This is a genomic window from Streptomyces herbicida, from assembly GCF_032656585.1.
Taxonomy (GTDB): Bacteria; Actinomycetota; Actinomycetes; order Streptomycetales; family Streptomycetaceae; genus Streptomyces; species Streptomyces herbicida.
On the sequence record NZ_JAUYWJ010000003.1, the window covers coordinates 284,505 to 303,353 of the forward strand.

An 18,849-nucleotide genomic window follows, 5' to 3' on the forward strand; every position below is an offset into this window, starting at 1 on the left:
GTGGACATCAACTTCCCACCGGCCTTCGGCCGTTCACCGCACCGCGAGGACCCGCGGCCCGTGCGTCGCCAGCGCCCGCTTCAGCCGGGGCCCGAACGGCCGCTCCACCCAGCGGTGGATCAGCCAGGCCAGGCCCAGCAGTACGGCCAGCGTGACCGCGAGCGTGGGCCACGGACCCAGCCCCAGACCCCGGTGCAGGACGCGGATGACGAACCAGCCCAGGTGCTCGTGGATCAGGTAGAAGGGGTACGTCAGGGCCCCGGCCACCGTCAGCCAGCGCCAGTTCGCCCAGTGCGTCCAGCCCAGTGCCACCGCGGCCACGGCGGCGAAGGCGAGCGTGACGACGAGCAGGATGACGTACGGATCGCGGTGGAAGGCGCCGCCCTGCGCGCCGGGGTGCCACAGCCCGGTCGTCGAGTAGCGCTGGCCCAGCAGCCAGGAGGCGGTGACTATGCCCCACAGGAGCAGATCGCTGCCGTAGCGGTGGATGAGATACAGGGCGAGGCCGCCGATGAAGAAGGGGGCGTGGTCGCGCATCACCAGCTCGTCGGTGAGCGGGTTGTGGGCGACCCGCGCGAACACTCCGGCCAGGGTCCACAGGCAGCAGAAGAGCACCACCCGGCGATAGGTGACCCCGCGCCAGATCACGAACAGGGCGAACAGCGCGTAGAAGCGCACCTCGACCCAGAGCGTCCAGCACACGCCCAGGACCCGCGGCACGCCCATCGGCTGCTGGAGCATGGTCAGATTGACCAGGAACTCGTCGAGCCGCAGGGGGTGGACGACCACCGGCAGCAGCAGGGACGCGCCGGTGATCAGGAACAGCGCGGCCCAGTAGGCCGGGTACAGCCGTGCGACCCGGGAGCGGAAGAACTGCCCCAGGGTGCGGCCCCAGCTGCTCATGCAGATCACGAATCCGCTGATGACGAAGAAGAACTGGACGCCGAGACAGCCGTAGGTGGCCGCCTGGGAGAGCGCGGGGAACAGGCGCGCGGGGGACTCGTGCCAGGAACCGGCGACCGGACCGCCCTTCCCGGCGAAGTGGTAGAGGCAGACCATCAGCGCGGCCATCAGCCGCAGGCCGTCGAGGGAGCGCAGCCGGTTGCCGGGTCTGCGCGGGGTGCGAGGGACAGGGGTCGGGCGGGTCGGGGCCAGGGTGGGGTTGGGCGCGTTCATCCGGGGCTTTCTTACGGGGAGGTGGGGATGTGTCGCGATGTGGGGTCGCGAGGCGTCGGACGTCTACCCGGAGGTGCGCACTTCACGCAGACGCCCCCGGCCCGATGAGAGGCACGGGGGCGGGGCGGCGGTGGGCCGGTTCAGCGCTTGGCACTCTGCCGCAGCGCCCTGGCCCGGCGGGCCAGACGGCGCACGGTCGCGTTGCGCGGGATGAAGGACAGCTGGGCGGGTACGGCGCCCGGCAGGGCCAGCGAGGTGAGCCGGCGGCGCTTGAAGTACCGCCAGGTATGCGGGTTGAGGTGCCGGGACAGATAGCGCTCGGCGTCCTCGCGCAGCCGCGGGTAGATCTTGGGCTGCATGGCGAACCCGACCGCCTTGAGCAGCGCGGCCAGCTCGTCCACCCGCTCCGGCGACGGCATCGACCAGTCGGTCACCGCCTTGCGGTCGCCCAGCTCGGGCAGCAGCGCGTCGACGATGGTGACCGGCACGCGGTTGCTGTTCTGGTACGGCGCCAGACGGGTCAGGACGGCCTCGGTGCCGATGCGGGCGACGGGCAGGCCGTACAGCCCGGCCGCGGTGAACAGGGCGGTGGAGAAGCAGCCGACGACCAGGGCGGGACGCATCAGCTGGAACGCCACCTCGGCGAGCACCGGCCGGTCCAGCACGGTGAGCTCGGCGCCGAGCCGGGCCGCCTCGTCCTCCAGGAGCCGGGTCCAGCGGGCGGGTGCGACGGGATGCGGCTTGAAGACCAGCCTGCGATGACCGAGCGCCACGGCGCCGCGCACCATCTTCAGATGCAGTTCCTCCTCCTCGGCGTCGCCGAGGATCTCCAGCGCCGAGAGGTACTGGCCGAGCAGCAGGGCGGGCCGCGGGTCGCCGGTGCCGGGCAGGGCCGCCTCCCCGTCGGCGAGCTCCTCGAGCACCTTGAGGAACGCCTCCGCCGGCACCAGCTCCGGCCGCACGTCGAACTCGGTGAGCAGCAGCGGGGTCAGCCCGGGGACGAGGTCGAGGTGCAGCAGGCGGCCGATACGGGTGCCGACCAGCGGATCGATCTTGTCGCGGGTGGGGCCATAGCTTATGAGGCCGTCCGCGTAGACATCGACGGGAGCGCCGGTGAACAGCTGGCACAGCGCGAGCGACGGGTTGACCTGCACGGACTCCACGGTCAGCCGGATCTCGTCGTCGCCGAGACCCCACAGCAGCCGTACGTACCGCTCCCACATGGGGATGTCGTCGGCGCGCGGGCTCCAGCCGCTCGGGTGGAACGGGGCGATGGTGTCGTTCCAGGACAGCACCGCGTCGAAGCGCTCACGCACCCGGGCGAAGCCCGGCATCGCGTCGACCGGGGGCGTGGTCTCCGGGTTGGAAGCGTTGTTGGTGACGAGCAGCAGCCGCCGGTCGGCCGGCTCGAACAGTCCGGCGTCCAGGGCCGCGGCCAGGGTCGCGGCTCCGTACAGCGTCGACGCGCAGAAAATGTGGGTGGTACGGCGCATCAGGCGGCCACCGTCCGGGCGGTCGACGGCCGTCGGCGCAGCCGCCGCAGCCTGCTCGCCCGCTGCGGGTCCATCGAGTCCATTACCTCCGCCAGCACGTCCTGCGGCAGTCGTTTCAGGGCTGCTGAGCTGAGAGAACGCAATTTTCGAGCCACGGCGGGTTCGAACCTCTCGATCGATCCGAGATGATGGGCCATGATTGCGCAATAGGTGCGCACTGCTTTCGGCAGCAGCTTATCGGCCTCGGGATCGAGCGAGGTTTCCTCGATTACCTGGTCGAACGCGCGAATGAAATCGAGCTGTCGCACGTCACCGATTTGAGTGAGCGAGGAGGCGACACCGCGACGGTAGTACACGCCGAGCAGGCCCACCGCGGCGAAGGATTCCGCCTCCCGGTGCAGCTTCCAGATCCAGGGCCGGTCCTCCGCCGTGCGCAGCCCGTGGGTGAAGTGCAGCAGTCCGCGGTCGATCAGCCGGCGGTGGTAGATGCCCGCCCAGGCGTACGCGTAGTCGACGGAGGTGGACCGGTCGGCGGGCAGGATCGCCCTGCGCGGGTCCATCACGACACCCCGGCGGCCGTGCGGCACACGGTGGATCGCGCGGGCCCTGGCCGTGCACTGCACATGGTCGGTGCGCACGAAATCGCAGCCCAGCCCCTCGATGGCGGCGACCAGCTGCGGATAGTAGCCCGGGGCGAGCCAGTCGTCGCCGTCCAGGAACGTCAGGTACTCGCCGCGCGCCCGGTCGATCCCGGTGTTGCGCGCGGTGGCCAGCCCTCCGTTCTGCTCATGTCTGACCAGCACGGCGCCGGGCAGCTCCCGCTCCGCGCGTTCGAGGATGTCCGGCGTCCCGTCGCGCGAGCAGTCGTCGACGAGAATGAATTCGAAGTCCTCACGCACGTTCGCACGCAGGCTCTTCAGCGTGTCCGGCGCGTATTGCTGGACGTTGTAGAACGGCACGATGACCGAGAGCTTCACCACCCGGTTGACGTTAGAGGGCGGCCCGTCATTCGTTCTGGCCGTCTCCTTGATGTCAGGTGAACTGCTGGTGGCGAAGCTGTGAACCGGGCTGTTTTGCTGTGCCTTCCTGGCCCGATTCGCCATTCGTCGATGTGCTGTTAACCGTTTGTTGCATTCGGGTTGGGCGGGACCTAGGAATGGCTTCCTAGCGTCTTCGGCGTGCCAGCAAGTGCAACGAACTCCCTGAGGGTCGCCGTTCTCGCGGATTCCGACACCCGGTGGAAATGGGGCGCGCTCACCGCGCAACGCTCCATTCCCGGTGAATCGGACATCCGGCTCGACGGCTATCTCCTGCGGGGCCGTGCCACCCCGACCGCACGCCAGCTGAAGGAAGTAGGCGTCCATGCGGACTCGCTCAGCGAGGTGACCGCCGTGGAATTCCTGCGCGCGATGCGTGAGGAGTCGTACGACGTCCTCGTCCTCGCCCTCGTCGGCGGCGCCGTACAGGCGATGCTGCACGGTCTGCGGCGGGTCTGGGACGGTGCCGCGAAGCGTCCCCTCGTCGTCACCGGCTATGTCGGTGTCGTCTACGAGAAGCTCGCGGACGGGCTGCTCCTGCGCCACGGCGCGGACCTCGTCCTCGCCAACTCCCGCCAGGACGCGGACCGGTTCCGGGCCGTGTACGAGGGAGTGGGCGCCGACGCCTCCTCGGTGACCGAGGTCGCCCTGCCGTTCCTCGGCGGGGAGCCCTACACCGGTGAACACGACCCGTACACCGTCGTGTTCGCGGCCCAGCCCTCGGTCCCCGAGAACCGCAAGGACCGTACGTACCTGCTGAACCGGCTGATCGAGCACGCCCGCAAGCACCCCGAGCGCGAGGTGCTGCTGAAGCTGCGCTCCAAGCCGGGCGAGCACACCACGCACATCGAGGAGCTTCCCTACCAGAAGCTGGCGCAGGGCCAGGACCTGCCCGCCAACTTCCGCCTGGTGTACGGGCACATGGGCGAGGTCCTCGACCGCACCGACCTGCTCGTCACGGTCAGCTCGACGGCCGCGCTGGAGGCCCTGCACCGCCGCATCCCCACCGTGGTCCTCACCGACCTCGGCGTCCGCGAGGTGCTCGGCAACCACCACTTCGTCGGCTCCGGCTGCCTCGCCTCCTGGGACCAGCTCGACGCCGGCCACCGGCCGGCGCCCGACGAGGAGTGGGTCGCCCGGCAGGGCGTCGCCGCAGACGGCTCGTACGGCACCGCCTTCGACCCGGCGCGCGAGCGCATCGCCGGGCTGCTCGGCCGGCCCGGCGGCCTGCCGCCCCTGAACCCCTACTACACGACCGAGACCGCGCCCGGCTATCTGCCGGGGATTCTCGCCCGCCACCACCTCGGCCCCGACGGCTCCCCGCTGCCCGGGGCGCCCGCCGCCGACAAGGCGCCGGGACCGGTCCGCCAGATCGTGCGCCGTGCGGCGCGCGGTGCCTACCGCCACGGCGTCCAGCGGGTGGCACCCGTGATCCGACGAATGGGAGAGCTGTGAGCGACCGGATCCCGCGTCAAGGAGAAGAGCACATGTCCAACCCCGAAGCGGGGCACGGCGCAGACGTATGCCGGGTCCTCGCGGTGATCCCCGCGCGTGGCGGCTCCAAGGGCGTGCCCGCGAAGAACCTCGCCCCCGTCGGCGGCGTCCCGCTGGTCGCCCGCGCCGTGCGCGAGTGCCGGGCCTCCCGCCTGGTGACGGATGTCGTCGTCTCCACCGACGACCAGGCCATCGCCGCCGCGGCCCGCCAGGCCGGTGCCGAGGTCGTGCTGCGCCCCGCCGCCATCGCCGGCGACACCGCCACCTCCGAGGCCGCCGTGCTGCACGCCATGGACGCCCACGAGGCGCTGCACGGCTCGCCGGTGGACGTGGTCCTCCTCGTCCAGTGCACCAGCCCCTTCCTGATCCGCGAGGACGTGGACGGGGTCGCGGCGGCCGTCGTCGAGAACGGTGCGGACACCGCGGTCACCGTGGCGCCCTTCCACGGCTTCATCTGGCGGGACGCGGGCGACGACCCCAAGGTCGTCGAGCCCGACCGCGCCGACGAGCTGGGCGGCGCCACCAAGGTCGCCAACTCCACGGCCACCGACGGCGGCTACGGGGTCAACCACGACAAGTCCTTCCGCCCGCGCCGCCAGGACCGCCCCCAGGACCTGCTGGAGACCGGCGCCGCCTACGCCATGGAGGCCCAGGGCTTCCGTGAGCACAATCACCGCTTCTTCGGCCGCACGGAGCTGGTCCGCACGGACCCGGCCCGGGTGCTGGAGATCGACGACCCGCACGACCTCGCGCGGGCCCGGGCCCTGGCCCCCCTCTTCGACGCGGACCTCCCCGGTTCGCTGCCGACCGCCGACGACATCGACGCGGTCGTACTCGACTTCGACGGCACCCAGACCGACGACAGGGTGCTGATCGACTCCGACGGACGGGAGTTCGTCTCCGTGCACCGCGGGGACGGACTCGGCATCGCGGCGCTGCGCAAGAGCGGCCTGAAGATGCTGATCCTGTCCACGGAACAGAACCCGGTCGTCGCCGCCCGGGCCCGGAAGCTGCAGATCCCGGTGCTCCACGGCATCGACCGGAAGGACCTCGCACTCAAGCAGTGGTGCGAGGAGCAGGGCATCGCGCCCGAGCGCGTGCTCTACGTCGGCAACGACGTCAATGACCTCCCGTGCTTCGCCCTCGTGGGCTGGCCCGTGGCGGTCGCGAGCGCCCACGACGTCGTGCGCGGCGCCGCACGCGCGGTCACCACCGTCCCCGGTGGCGACGGCGCCATCCGAGAGATCGCCAGCTGGATCCTCGGCCCCTCTCTCGATTCCCTCACCAAGTAAGGACACCCCCTGTCATGAGCAACTCCCGCATCCGCCAGTTCGGTTCCCGCACCGCCGGCCCCGGCCACCCCGTCTACGTCTGCGGTGAGATCGGCATCAACCACAACGGTGAGCTGGAGAACGCCTTCAAGCTGATCGACGTGGCCGCCGAGGCCGGCTGCGACGCCGTCAAGTTCCAGAAGCGCACCCCGGAGATCTGCACCCCGCGCGACCAGTGGGACATCGAGCGCGACACCCCCTGGGGCCGGATGACCTACATCGACTACCGCCACCGCGTGGAGTTCGGTGAGGACGAGTACCGTCAGATCGACGAGTACTGCAAGGAGAAGGGCATCGACTGGTTCGCGTCCCCGTGGGACACCGAGGCGGTCGCCTTCCTGGAGAAGTTCGACGTCCCGGCGCACAAGGTGGCCTCCGCCTCCCTGACCGACGACGAGCTGCTGCGCGCCCTGCGCGCCACCGGCCGCACGGTCATCCTCTCCACCGGCATGTCGACCCCGAAGCAGATCCGCCACGCGGTCGAGGTCCTGGGCAGCGAAAACATCCTGCTCTGCCACGCCACCTCCACCTACCCGGCGAAGGCCGAGGAGCTCAACCTCCGCGTGATCAACACGCTGGAGAAGGAGTACCCGAACGTGCCGATCGGCTACTCCGGCCACGAGACCGGCCTGCAGACCACGCTGGCCGCCGTCGCCCTCGGCGCCACCTTCGTCGAGCGCCACATCACCCTTGACCGCGCCATGTGGGGCTCCGACCAGGCCGCCTCCGTGGAGCCGCAGGGCCTCACGCGCCTCGTCCGCGACATCCGCACCATCGAGGCCTCCCTCGGTGACGGCGTCAAGAAGGTCTACGACTCCGAGCTCGGCCCGATGAAGAAGCTGCGCCGTGTCGCCGGCGTCGTCGCCGAGGCGGAGATCGCGGCCGCGGCGGGCGAGCCGGTCGCGGTCTGAGCAACCCGAACACCGACAACGCCATACAACGCCTTACGACGGGACGGTCGTACGTCGATGAGCCCCCGCGCCGGGAACACCGGCACCCCCCATACTCTCGCTTTCGTGGAGAGCCCCGTTCAGCTGCTGAACGTGCTGGAGTGGGCGCACGTCCACGCCCTGCGAGGGGAGGGAGAGTCCGGCGCGGGGTCGCTGCCGTCCGTGCCGTCCCAGGTGAGGCGGTCCGCCGACGGCAGGCCGACGTCGGCGGGCGCGGAGCTCACCGTCGTCGTCCTGTCCCCGACCGACCCCATGACCCGGGGCCAGCTGCGCCGCATGGCCGATCTGGCCCGGGACGAGGGTTACCAGGTCCGCTGGGAGGAGGCGCGGGGCGGTACGACCGCGCCCTTCCACACGATCGGCGGGCTCGCCGGGGCACTGCGCCGGGCGGACCGCATCGTGATGGGAGACCCGTTCTCCCGCTATGTACAGCTGCTGCTGACGATCACCCGGGCCAAGGACCTGGTGGTGGTCGACGACGGCACGGCGACGATGGAGTTCGTCGCCCAGCTCGCCCGTGGCGAGCGTCTGGTCCGCTGGCACCGCAAGGGCGGCCGCCCCGGCCCGCGGGACCTCCTCTTCGCCCCCGTGTCGTCCTCGGCCCGGCGCCGGCTGACCCCCAGCGGCAAGCGCCGGGTGGAGGTCTTCTCCTCCATGCCGATGGAGGAGACCCCCGAGGGGGTCACGGTCACCGCGAACGACTTCGGCTGGACCCGGGCCCGCTTCGGCCCGCCGCGCATCACCAAGGGCGCGGACATGGTCGGCACGTCCCTGGTCGAGACCGGGGTCGTGGACGGGGACCGTTATCTGGAGGCGGTGCGGAGCCTGGCCAAGGCCCACGGGGCCCTGCGGTACTTCGCCCACCGCCGCGAGAGCGCGGAGAAGCTGCACCGGCTCGCCGCCGTTACGGGGCTGGAGATCGTCCGCCCCGACCTCCCGCTGGAGCTGATCGCCCGGCGCGGGCCGATCGGGCGGACGATCCTCAGCTTCCCGTCCACGGTCGTCCACACCCTGCCCCTCGCGCTCGTCGGTACGGGCGTGCGGGTCGCCGTGTGCGACATCGACCCGGCGTGGCTGACGGAGAACGCCTCGCCCCGGGCCCAGGGGTTCCTGTCGGGCGTGACGGGGACGGCCCGGGACGTACATCGACTGGCCGCGGTGAGCGCGGTCTAGCCCCGGTCCAGCTCCTGTCAGGCCCCGGTCCGGCTCCCGTCAGGCCCCAGTCCGGCCCCGGTCAGGCCCGGGGCGGGCCCTGGCGTCCGAGCCGGTCGGCCGGGGCCTTGCGGGCCAGGACGAAGCCGCGGGGGAGTTTCTCCTCGTCCAGCGGTTCGCGCACGGTCCGGGCGATCGGGTGGAGGCCGGCCTCGGCCAGCAGGTCGGCGACCGTGTCCGGAGTGCGCCAGTGGTAGTCGAGGCTGATCTCGTGGCCGAAGCGCTCCGTGAGGCGCAGGCCGTCGCCGTCGCCGTACTGGAAGGCCAGCAGGACGTGGCCGCCGGGGACGAGGGTGCGGTGGAACTCCGCGAAGGTCGCCGGCAGGTGCTCGTCGGGTACATGGATGATCGAGTAGAGGGCGGCGATTCCGCCGAGCGTCCCGTCCGGGAGGTCCAGGGACGTCAGCGAGCCCACGTGGAAACGCAGATGCGGGTGCGCCTCGCGGGCCAGGGCGGTCATCCGGGGGGAGATGTCGACCCCGAAGGTCTGCACCCCGAGGTCGTGCAGACGGGCGGTGACGTGGCCCGGGCCGCTGCCGAGGTCGGCGACGGGCGCGGGGGCGGCGGTCGTGGCCAGCTCGGCGAAGGCGGTGAGCACGGCCCGGTCCACGGGTCGGTCCGCGAGGTGGTCCGGGTAGCGGTCCGAGTACTCCTTGGCGATGGCGTCGTAGGAGGAGCGGGTGGCCTGGATGAAGTCCGGTTCCGTCACGTCGGCGCACGTTACCGGGGCGGCCGCGGGGCCGTCCTGCGCTTCTCCCGGTCCGGTGGGTGGACAGCTCCAGCCGTGCTCGGGCGGGGCGTGGTATCCGTGGAGGAAAGGGACGGGAAGGGTGCCGGGGTGCGGCCGGGGTCGCGCGCCGCGGATTTTCGTGATCGACTTGGCTTGAAGTCGGACGAGTTTACCCATCTCCGTCGATAGCTATGCGTCCGGTGGTCAGATTTTCTTCCCCTAACGGGTTGAACTTTTGTTGATCGAGGGTCAGTTGACCGTCCGGGCGTCCTACCCTTCAGAGGGTGAACCAATTGATGTCCCGAGAGTCCGAGGCCGATCTGCCCGGTGATGTGCTGCCCGGCGTGCTGAGCGAAGCGCTGTACGCCGAACTCGTGGCGTTCCGGCGCGACTTGCACATGCACCCCGAGCTGGGCAACCAGGAGTTCCGCACCACCGCCGCGATCAAGGAGCGGCTGGAGAAGGCCGGGCTCGCGCCCCGCGTCTTCGCCGTCGGAACCGGGCTCGTCTGTGACATCGGCGTGGCGGAGGCGGACGGCGACGACGGAGGCATCTTCGCCCTGCGGGCCGACATCGACGGTCTGCCCATCCCGGACACGAAGAGCGACTGCCCGTACCGCTCCACCGTGCCCGACCGGGCCCACGCCTGCGGACACGACGTGCACACGACCGTGGTGCTGGGGGCCGGGCTCGTCCTCGCCGAACTGCACCGGCAGGGCCGGCTGCCCCGGCCAGTGCGGCTGATCTTCCAGCCCGCCGAGGAGGTGCTGCCCGGCGGTGCCGCCGACATCATCGAGTGCGGGGTGCTGGACGGGGTGCGGCGCATCGTCGCCGTGCACTGCGATCCCCGGGTGGACGTGGGGAAGGTCGGCTTGCGGCACGGCGCCATCACCAGTGCCTGCGACCGGCTGGAGGTCGCGCTGGACGGGCCCGGCGGGCACACCGCCCGGCCGCATCTGAGCACCGACCTGGTCACCGCCGCCGCCCGTGTCGCCATCGACGTGCCCGCGCTCGTGGCCCGGCGCGTGGACAGCAGGAGCGGGCTCGCCGTGACCTGGGGCCGGATCGAGTCGGGGCACGCTCCGAACGTGATCCCGCAGCACGCGGAGCTCTCGGGCACCGTGCGCTGTCTGGACCTCGAGGCCTGGCGGCAGGCGCCCGACATCGTGCACGCGGCGATCGACGAGGTCGCGACCATGCACCGGGCGAAGTCGGAGATCAACTATGTGCGGGGTGTCCCGCCGGTGGTCAATGACCCCGTCGTGACCGAACTGCTGCGGGACGCGATGGTCGCGCGGCGCGGCCCGCAGTCGGTCGAGGGGACCGAGCAGAGCCTCGGCGGGGAGGACTTCTCCTGGTATCTGGAGCATGTGCCCGGAGCCCTGGCGCGGCTCGGTGTGCGCACCCCCGGCGAGCGCGCGGTGCGTGACCTGCACCAGGGCGACTTCGACGCCGACGAGTACGCCATCGTGGTCGGCGTGGAGCTGTTCACGGCCGCCGCCCTGCTCGACGCCGCACAGTAGGGGCCGGAGAGAGAAGGGGTGCCCTATTGGTACCTCTTCGCCCTCTTGTGTCACCCTGTTGTAACTGCCGGATCCCAGCTGTAACCCGGAGTCGGCACGAATCGATAACGGCCCGGAGAAACCCCGTTCCCCTCGCCTTCTACGCGCGTTACTGTGCGCCGAAATCGCCACCAGAGGCGGCACATGGGGAAGCGGGCCGGTGACGGTGCCGTGGGGATGAAGGGTGCTTGCTGTGCGTCTGAACTCTCGGAGGACCAGGTTCTCCCAAGCTGCGGTGACCGTCGCGGTCGTCGCCCTCGCGGCCGCCGGGTGCGGCAAGTCCAGCAGTGATTCCTCGAGCACGGCCGAGAACGGCAAGTACTCGGGCAAGGGCATAGGTCTCGCCTACGACATCGGCGGCAAGGGCGACCAGTCCTTCAACGACGCCGCCTACTCGGGCTTCCAGAAGGCCGAGACCGAGTTCAAGGTCGGCGGCCGGGACGTCGAGCCCAGCGACAACGAGACCGACGCGGACAAGGTGCAGCGCCTGGAGCAGCTGGCCAAGTCGGGCTACAACCCGATCATCGGTGTCGGCTTCGTCTACGCGCCGGCCGTCAAGGAGGTCGCGGCCAAGTACCCGAAGATCACCTTCGGCATCATCGACGACAACAGCAACACGTCGAAGAACGTCGCCGACATGGTGTTCCACGAGGAGCAGTCCTCCTACCTCGCGGGCGTCGCGGCCGCCAAGGCCACCAAGAAGAACCACATCGGCTTCATCGGTGGCGTGGACATCCCGCTGATCCACAAGTTCGAGGCGGGCTTCATCCAGGGTGCGCAGTCGGTCAACCCGAAGATCAAGATCGAGAAGCAGTACCTGACCCAGACGCCGCAGGAGGGTGGCTTCTCCAGCCCCGACAAGGGCGAGAACGCCGCGAACGGCCAGATCGACTCGGGCGCCGACGTGATCTACGCCGCCGCCGGTCTGTCCGGCCAGGGTGTCATCAAGGCCGCCGCCGAGCACAAGATCTGGGCCATCGGCGTGGACTCCGACCAGTACAAGCAGGACGCGCTGGCCAAGTACAAGGACTACATCCTCGGCTCCGCCCTCAAGAACGTCGGCGGTGCGGTGTACGACCTGGTCAAGTCCGTCGTCAACGGCAAGCCCCTGTCGGGCGAGGTCCGTGGCGACCTCAAGTCGGGCGGCGTGGGCTTCGCCGACTCCAACCCGAAGTACCAGGCGATGAAGGACGTCGTCGCCGCCGTGGACAAGGCGAAGCAGGACATCGTCGACGGCAAGGTCACCGTCAAGACGCAGTGAGCGTGACGCCGGTCTCCGACCGCTGATGAGGAAGCCCCGGGCCGTACGGCCCGGGGCTTCCTCATGACGTCCGTGAGCGCGCCGGACAGCGGGTGCTGCCCCACTTGCCGTAGACGCTGAACGTGCTGCCCGGACCGCGCGGTTAGCGGAGGCCCCTACGGGCGTCGCCACGCCCGCCACGGTGGCCGACGGGACGCCGCCGATGCCCGCCGTGGCCGCCGCAGGCTTGTTGAGTCTCATGACCCCCGGACGGCGTCCTCGATGCGGGCGGTCTCGGTTTCGTGGCCGAGGCGGCGCAGCAGGTGGCCGACGGAGGGGACCGTGGCGGAGGGTCGGCGTTGCCCTGGCCGGCGTTGTCCGGGGCCGAGCCGTGAACCGGCTCGAACATGGACGGGAACTCGCCGCCCGGGCCGATGTTGCCGGAGCCTGCGACGCCGCCGGAGACGGCCGCGGCGAGGTCGGCGCCCGCGGCACCTGCGAGAGCGGCGATGTCCTCTCCGGGCGATGCCCTCTCCGTACGAGGAGCACCATGGGAGAGATGCCTCGATGCCGTCGAAAAGATCATGCCTGGAAGGGATCTTGACCGCCGGACAGCGCGGGTACGTGACACCGGCGAAGTTGGCCGGAAAGTTCAAAACGGTCGGATAACACTCTGGCAAGGTGGGGTTCTCTCGCTGGTCTACGCGCGTTACGCTGCGGCGGAACCAGCGCCTGGTATGGGCGCTTGCACAAAGGAGTCACGTTCCATGCGCCGGGTGTCCCGTATCGCGATCGCAGGCGCCGCAACCGCGGCCCTCGCCGTCACCATGTCCGCTTGTGGCAGCAGCTCGACCAGCTCCTCTTCCGCCGAAGGCGCCAAGAGCAAGGGCATCGGTCTGGCCTACGACATCGGCGGCAAGGGCGACCAGTCCTTCAACGACGCCGCCTACGCCGGTTTCGAGAAGGCGCAGACGGAGTTCAAGATCGGCGGCCGGGACGTCGAGCCCAGCGACAACGAGACCGACGCGGACAAGGTGCAGCGCCTGGAGCAGCTGGCCAAGTCGGGCTACAACCCGATCGTCGGTGTCGGCTACGTGTACGCGCCGGCCGTCAAGGAGGTCGCGGCCAAGTATCCGAAGATCACCTTCGGCATCATCGACGACAACAGCATCACGTCGAAGAACGTCGCCGACATGGTGTTCCACGAGGAGCAGTCCTCCTACCTGGCCGGTGTCGCGGCCGCCAAGGCCACCAAGAAGAACCACATCGGCTTCATCGGTGGCGTGGACATCCCGCTGATCCACAAGTTCGAGGCGGGCTTCATCCAGGGTGCGCAGTCGGTCAACCCGAAGATCAAGATCGAGAAGCAGTACCTGACCCAGACGCCGCAGGAGGGTGGCTTCTCCAGCCCCGACAAGGGTGAGAACGCCGCCAAGGGCCAGATCGACTCGGGCGCCGACGTGATCTACGCCGCCGCGGGCCTGTCCGGCCAGGGTGTCATCAAGGCCGCCGCCGAGCACAAGATCTGGGCCATCGGCGTGGACTCCGACCAGTACAAGCAGGACGCGCTGGCGAAGTACAAGAACTACATCCTGACCTCGGCCCTCAAGAACGTCGAGGGTGCGGTGTACGACCTCACCAAGTCCGTCGTCGACAAGAAGCCCCTGTCGGGCGAGGTCCGTGGCGACCTCAAGTCGGGCGGCGTGGGCATCGCCGAGTCCAACCCGGCCTTCAAGAACAACGCGGGCATCCAGGCCGCGATCAAGAAGGCCGAAGCGGGCATCAAGAACGGCACCATCGTGGTGAAGACCTCCTGACGGGAGTGTCGTAGGCCTGTCGTAGGCATGGCCAAAAGAGCGCTGTAATGGCAGCGTTACGGCCACGGAACGGGGCACGGGAAGGATCGGTTCTGGCGTCACCCGCCAAGGCCGCCCGCGCCCCGTTCGCGCGGCAGAATGCTCGGAACGGATCGAGTCGGGTACGAAACGAGATCGGTCAGGTCCGGGCACTATTTAAAGCAGGGGCGCTACGCGCGTAGAGCGGCCCCTTTCCCGAGGAGAGTGCGCCATCGACGCGTCCAGCAGCCCTCCGCTCACCGCAGAGTCGACAGTCGCGGTCGAGCTGGCGGGGATCACCAAGCGATTCCCGGGTGTCGTTGCCAACCACGACATCCACCTGACTGTCCGAAAGGGCACCGTCCACGCCCTCGTCGGCGAGAACGGCGCCGGCAAGTCGACCCTGATGAAGATCCTCTACGGCATGCAGAAGCCGGACGAGGGCACCATCGCGGTCGCCGGCGAGCAGGTCACCTTCTCGTCGCCCGCCGACGCCATCGTCCGTGGCATCGGCATGGTCCACCAGCACTTCATGCTGGCCGACAACCTGACCGTCCTGGAGAACGTCGTGCTGGGCAGCGAGAAGCTGTACGGCATCGGCGGCGGCGCCCGCAAGAAGATCAAGGAGATCTCCGACCGCTACGGCCTCGGTGTCCGCCCCGACGTCCTCGTCGAGGACCTCGGCGTCGCCGACCGCCAGCGCGTCGAGATCCTCAAGGTCCTCTACCGCGGTGCCACGACCCTGATCCTCGACGAGCCGACCGCCGTGCTCGTCCCGCAGGAGGTCGACGCGCTCTTCGACAACCTGCGCGAGCTCAAGGCCGAGGGCCTCTCCGTCATCTTCATCTCGCACAAGCTGGGCGAGGTGCTCTCCGTGGCCGACGACATCACCGTCATCCGCCGCGGTACGACGGTCGGCACGGCGATCCCCTCCGAGACCACCTCGCGCCAGCTCGCCGAGATGATGGTCGGCAGCGAGCTGCCCACGCCGGAGACCGCCGAGTCGACGGTGACCGACCGGGCCGTCATCGAGGTCAGGGGACTCACCGTGTACGCCCGCGGCGGCGCCTCCCTCGGGGAGGCCGGCGCGCAGCCCGAGACCGCTACGGCCGGCTCGGCCGGCGCATCGGCGGGCGCCGACGTCCTCACCGAGGCCACCACCCCCGGCCAGGCCAAGCGCGTCCTCGACGACGTCACCTTCACCATCCACGCCGGTGAGGTCATGGGCATCGCCGGTGTCGAGGGCAACGGCCAGACCGAGCTCATCGACGCGCTGATCGGCCTGAAGCACGCCGACTCCGGCTCCATCCACTTCCTCGGCGAGGACATCACCCCCTGGCCCACCCGCAAGCGCCGTGAGTCGGGCGTCGGCTACATCCCCGAGGACCGCCACCGCCAGGGCCTGCTCCTCGAGGCCCCGCTGTGGGAGAACCGCATCCTCGGCCACGTCACCGAGCGGCCCAACGCCAAGGGCTTCTGGCTGGACCCCAAGGGCGCCCAGGCCGACACCCGCCGGATCGTCGAGGAGTTCGACGTCCGTACCCCCGGCATCGACGTCACCGCGGCCTCCCTCTCCGGCGGCAACCAGCAGAAGCTGATCGTCGGCCGCGAGATGAGCCACGACCCCAAGTTCCTGATCGCCGCCCACCCCACCCGCGGTGTGGACGTCGGCGCCCAGGCGCAGATCTGGGACCGCATCCGGGAGGCCCGCCGCGAGGGCCTGGCCGTGCTGCTGATCTCCGCCGACCTGGACGAGCTGATCGGCCTGTCGGACACCCTGCGCGTGATCTACGACGGCAGGCTGGTCGCGGATGCCGACCCCGCCACCATCACGCCGGAGGAGCTGGGCTCGGCCATGACGGGTGCCGCGTCCGGTCACCTGGAACACGTAGACACCGCCACAGAAGACGAGGCAGACGCCGGTCCGGAGGACGAGGCCCGATGAAGAAGTTCGACAAGGAGCGGATGCTCCTCGCGGTGGCCGGCCCGGTCATCGCGCTCGTCCTGGCGATCGTGCTGACCTCGGTCGTCCTGATCGCCTCGGGCAAGAACCCGGTCGAGCCGTACACGCTGATGCTGGAGCAGCTGCCGTACTCGGACGTCCAGGTTCTGATCATCAACCAGGCGTCGCTGTACTACATCGCAGCCATCGGTGTCGCCCTCGGCTTCCGGATGAACCTGTTCAACATCGGCGTCGACGGCCAGTACCGCCTCGCCGCGGTGATGACCGCCATCGTCGGCGCGCACCTCGCCCTGCCGGGCTTCCTGCAGGTCCCGGTGCTTCTGCTGGTCGCCATGTGCACCGGCGCCTTCTGGGCCGGCATCGCGGGCGTCCTGAAGGTCACCCGGGGTGTCAGCGAGGTCGTCGCGACGATCATGCTGAACGCGATCGCCACCAGTGTGATCGGCTACGTCACCCTCACCAGCGTGTGGGGCGTGCAGGTCGGCAACAACGCGACGACCGGCATCATGCACAAGTCCGGCTGGGTCCCCGGCATCAATCTGGGCTCCGACGTCGGTGAGATCTACGGCCTGGTCTTCCTCGCGGTCCTGCTGGGCGTCCTGTACTGGCTGGTCCTCAACCGCACCCGCTTCGGCTTCGACCTGCGCGCCACCGGCGCCTCCGAGACCGCCGCCGCGGCCTCCGGCGTCAGCGCCAAGCGCATGGTGCTGGTCTCCATGCTGATCTCCGGCGCGGTCGCGGGCCTGGCCGGTCTGCCGCTGCTGCTCGGCGAGAGCCACACCTACAGCCTGAGCTTCCCGACGGGCCTCGGCTTCACCGCCATCGGCATCGCCCTGCTAGGCCGCAACAACCCGGGCGGCATCGCGTTCGCCGCCCTCCTGTGGGCCTTCCTCGACAAGGCCTCGCCCGCCCTCGACTACGCGACTCCGGAGGCGTACCCGAAGGAGATCGCCACGATCATGCAGGGCCTGATCGTCTTCGCGGTCGTCATCTCGTACGAGTTCGTCCGCCAGTGGGGTCTGCGCCGTCAGCAGAGCCGGGTCGGCGCCGAGCTGGCCGCCGCCGCCCAGAACACCAAGAAGGAGGTGGCGGCCTGATGAGCACCGCGACCATCGCCAAGCCGCAGGCGAAGCAGCCCGCCCCGGGAAGCCGCCGTATCTCGCTCCCGGTACTCCTGCTGATCATCGCGGGTGTGCTGGTCCTGACCTCCGCCGTCCGTCTCATCACCGGCGCCGACGGCATCACCTCGACCGGCCAGATGTCCACCGCGCTGCGCCTCGCCGTGCCGATCGGCCTCGCCGGTCTCGGCGGCCTGTGGTCGGAGCGCTCGGGCGTCGTCAACATCGGCCTCGAGGGCATGATGATCCTCGGCACCTGGTTCGGCGCCTGGGCCGGCTACCAGTGGGGCCCGTGGGCCGGTGTCGTCCTCGGTATCGTCGGCGGTGCCCTCGGTGCCGTCCTGCACGCCATCGCCACGGTGACCTTCAACGTCAACCACATCGTCTCCGGTGTGGCCCTGAACATCCTGGCCCTCGGCACCACCCGCTATCTGTCGAAGTTCACCTTCGAGAACGCCCCGCAGGGCTCCTCCAAGCAGTCCCCGCCGATCGACTCGCTGGGCTCCTTCGACATCCCGGGCCTGTCCGACTGGCTGAACACGCTCAACGAGAAGCACTGGTTCGTGATCTCGGACATCGCCGGCCTGGTCGGCGGTCTGGTCACCGACCTGTCGCCGCTCACCGTCATCGCGGTCGCCCTCGTCCCGGTCACCTGGTGGGTGCTCTGGCGCACCGCCTTCGGTCTGCGGCTGCGCTCCTGCGGCGAGAACCCGGTGGCGGCCGAGTCCCTCGGCGTCAACGTCTACAAGTACAAGTACATCGCCGTGATCATCTCGGGCGCCTTCGCCGGCCTCGGCGGTGCGTTCCTGTCCATCGTGGCCTCGAACGTGTACCTGGACGGCCAGACGGCCGGCCGCGGCTACATCGGTCTCGCCGCGATGATCTTCGGTAACTGGATGCCGGGCGGCCTCGCCCTGGGCGCGGGGCTGTTCGGCTACACCGACAGCCTCAACCTGCGCGGCGGTACGGTGAACGTGCACGCACTGATCCTGCTGCTCGCGATCCTGCTGGTGTTCGGCGCGGCGTACCTGGCCTGGAAGAAGAGGTTCGTCCCAGCCGTCATCACCGTCGTGATCTCGGCGCTGATGTTCGTCTGGTACGCCACCACGAACGAGGTGCCGCGTCAGCTCGTCACGGCGACCCCGTACATCGTCACCCTGCTCGTGCTCTCGCTTTCCGCGCAGAGCCTGCGGATGCCGAAGGCGGACGGCCTGCCGTACCGGAAGGGGCAGGGCAAGTGACCACGGCCGCCGACTTCGACTGGGAGGCGCTGCGTGGGGAGGCCCGCGAGGCCATGTCCCACGCGTACGCCCCGTACTCCGGCTTCCCGGTCGGCGTCGCGGCCCTGGTCGACGACGGGCGCATCGTCACCGGCTGCAACGTCGAGAACGCCTCGTACGGCATCGGCCTGTGCGCCGAGTGCGGGCTGGTGTCCCAGCTCATGCGCACGGGCGGCGGCCGCCTGACGCACTTCACCTGCGTGGACGGTACGGGTGTGCTGCTCGTCCCGTGCGGCCGCTGCCGCCAGCTGCTCTACGAGTTCGGCGGGGCCGACCTGCTGGTGGACACCCCGGAGGGCGTCCTGCCGCTCTCCGCGATGCTCCCGCAGGCCTTCGGCCCGGACCATCTCAGCAAGTAACTCCACCGCGGCCCCTCCGAGCAGATCCGATCGGAGGGGCCGCGTGTTTCGCACCTCCCGGAAGGAACG

15 protein-coding genes and 1 pseudogene are annotated in these 18,849 nt (G+C 69.9%); 11 read left to right on the forward strand and 5 right to left on the reverse strand.

The window, feature by feature from the left end:
* Positions 1-33: 33 nt before the first annotated feature.
* The 3 genes from Q8A52_RS08350 to Q8A52_RS08360 all read right to left on the reverse strand — a co-directional run bounded on the left by Q8A52_RS08350 (position 34) and on the right by Q8A52_RS08360 (position 3,649).
* Positions 34-1,176, reverse strand: a complete 1,143-nt coding sequence (locus Q8A52_RS08350) for an acyltransferase family protein (RefSeq protein ID WP_316747660.1) — start codon at positions 1,174-1,176, stop codon at positions 34-36.
* Between the two features lie 140 nt (positions 1,177-1,316).
* Positions 1,317-2,669: a polysialyltransferase family glycosyltransferase gene (locus Q8A52_RS08355; RefSeq protein WP_316747662.1), complete on the reverse strand. Its 1,353-nt coding sequence runs from the start codon at positions 2,667-2,669 to the stop codon at positions 1,317-1,319.
* The gene (locus Q8A52_RS08360; protein ID WP_316747664.1) at positions 2,669-3,649 is read right to left on the reverse strand and encodes a glycosyltransferase family 2 protein; all 981 of its coding nucleotides are present in this window, start codon (positions 3,647-3,649) and stop codon (positions 2,669-2,671) included. Before Q8A52_RS08360 ends, Q8A52_RS08355 begins: the two co-directional genes overlap by 1 nt.
* 198 nt (positions 3,650-3,847) lie before the next feature.
* Between Q8A52_RS08360 and Q8A52_RS08365 the strand changes: the two genes are divergently transcribed.
* From Q8A52_RS08365 to Q8A52_RS08380, 4 genes are read left to right on the forward strand one after another with little or no spacing between them, the layout of a single operon-like run.
* The gene (locus Q8A52_RS08365) at positions 3,848-5,161 is read left to right on the forward strand and encodes a DUF6716 putative glycosyltransferase (protein ID WP_316747666.1); all 1,314 of its coding nucleotides are present in this window, start codon (positions 3,848-3,850) and stop codon (positions 5,159-5,161) included.
* A 32-nt stretch (positions 5,162-5,193) separates the two neighbouring features.
* A complete protein-coding gene (locus Q8A52_RS08370; protein ID WP_316747668.1) occupies positions 5,194-6,492 on the forward strand; it encodes an N-acylneuraminate cytidylyltransferase in 1,299 nt (432 codons plus the stop codon).
* Between the two features lie 14 nt (positions 6,493-6,506).
* Positions 6,507-7,442 (forward strand): N-acetylneuraminate synthase family protein, encoded by a 936-nt coding sequence (locus Q8A52_RS08375; protein WP_316747669.1) that lies wholly within the window; start codon positions 6,507-6,509, stop codon positions 7,440-7,442.
* Positions 7,443-7,499: 57 nt separating this feature from the next.
* A complete protein-coding gene (locus Q8A52_RS08380; RefSeq protein WP_316747670.1) occupies positions 7,500-8,654 on the forward strand; it encodes a hypothetical protein in 1,155 nt (384 codons plus the stop codon).
* A gap of 61 nt (positions 8,655-8,715) precedes the next feature.
* Here Q8A52_RS08380 and Q8A52_RS08385 read toward each other — a convergent pair whose 3' ends face one another.
* Positions 8,716-9,402 carry a class I SAM-dependent DNA methyltransferase gene (locus Q8A52_RS08385; protein WP_316747671.1) on the reverse strand — a complete coding sequence of 229 codons (687 nt, stop codon included), beginning with the start codon at positions 9,400-9,402 and terminating at the stop codon, positions 8,716-8,718.
* Between the two features lie 317 nt (positions 9,403-9,719).
* On the opposite strand from Q8A52_RS08385, the gene Q8A52_RS08390 reads away from it, so the two are divergent.
* Together Q8A52_RS08390 and Q8A52_RS08395 are read left to right on the forward strand one after the other, a co-directional pair.
* Entirely contained in the window at positions 9,720-10,946 is a 1,227-nt protein-coding gene (locus tag Q8A52_RS08390) for an amidohydrolase (protein ID WP_316747672.1), read from the forward strand.
* A 274-nt stretch (positions 10,947-11,220) separates the two neighbouring features.
* Positions 11,221-12,246, forward strand: coding sequence for a BMP family lipoprotein (locus Q8A52_RS08395; protein WP_316747674.1), 1,026 nt, complete (start codon positions 11,221-11,223; stop codon positions 12,244-12,246).
* 171 nt (positions 12,247-12,417) lie between these two features.
* Here the strand turns inward: Q8A52_RS08395 and Q8A52_RS08400 are convergent.
* Positions 12,418-12,727: pseudogene (locus Q8A52_RS08400) on the reverse strand (isocitrate/isopropylmalate family dehydrogenase); the annotation flags it as partial.
* 265 nt (positions 12,728-12,992) lie between these two features.
* On the opposite strand from Q8A52_RS08400, the gene Q8A52_RS08405 reads away from it, so the two are divergent.
* The 5 genes from Q8A52_RS08405 to Q8A52_RS08425 all read left to right on the forward strand — a co-directional run bounded on the left by Q8A52_RS08405 (position 12,993) and on the right by Q8A52_RS08425 (position 18,780).
* Positions 12,993-14,042 (forward strand): BMP family lipoprotein, encoded by a 1,050-nt coding sequence (locus Q8A52_RS08405; RefSeq protein ID WP_316747676.1) that lies wholly within the window; start codon positions 12,993-12,995, stop codon positions 14,040-14,042.
* A 250-nt stretch (positions 14,043-14,292) separates the two neighbouring features.
* Positions 14,293-16,005, forward strand: a complete 1,713-nt coding sequence (locus Q8A52_RS08410; RefSeq protein ID WP_316748725.1) for an ABC transporter ATP-binding protein — start codon at positions 14,293-14,295, stop codon at positions 16,003-16,005.
* A complete protein-coding gene (locus tag Q8A52_RS08415; RefSeq protein ID WP_316747678.1) occupies positions 16,002-17,120 on the forward strand; it encodes an ABC transporter permease in 1,119 nt (372 codons plus the stop codon). The genes Q8A52_RS08410 and Q8A52_RS08415 overlap by 4 nt, the downstream gene beginning before the upstream one ends.
* A complete protein-coding gene (locus Q8A52_RS08420; protein WP_316747680.1) occupies positions 17,120-18,382 on the forward strand; it encodes an ABC transporter permease in 1,263 nt (420 codons plus the stop codon). Before Q8A52_RS08415 ends, Q8A52_RS08420 begins: the two co-directional genes overlap by 1 nt.
* Entirely contained in the window at positions 18,379-18,780 is a 402-nt protein-coding gene (locus tag Q8A52_RS08425; RefSeq protein WP_316747683.1) for a cytidine deaminase, read from the forward strand. Before Q8A52_RS08420 ends, Q8A52_RS08425 begins: the two co-directional genes overlap by 4 nt.
* Positions 18,781-18,849: the final 69 nt, after the last annotated feature.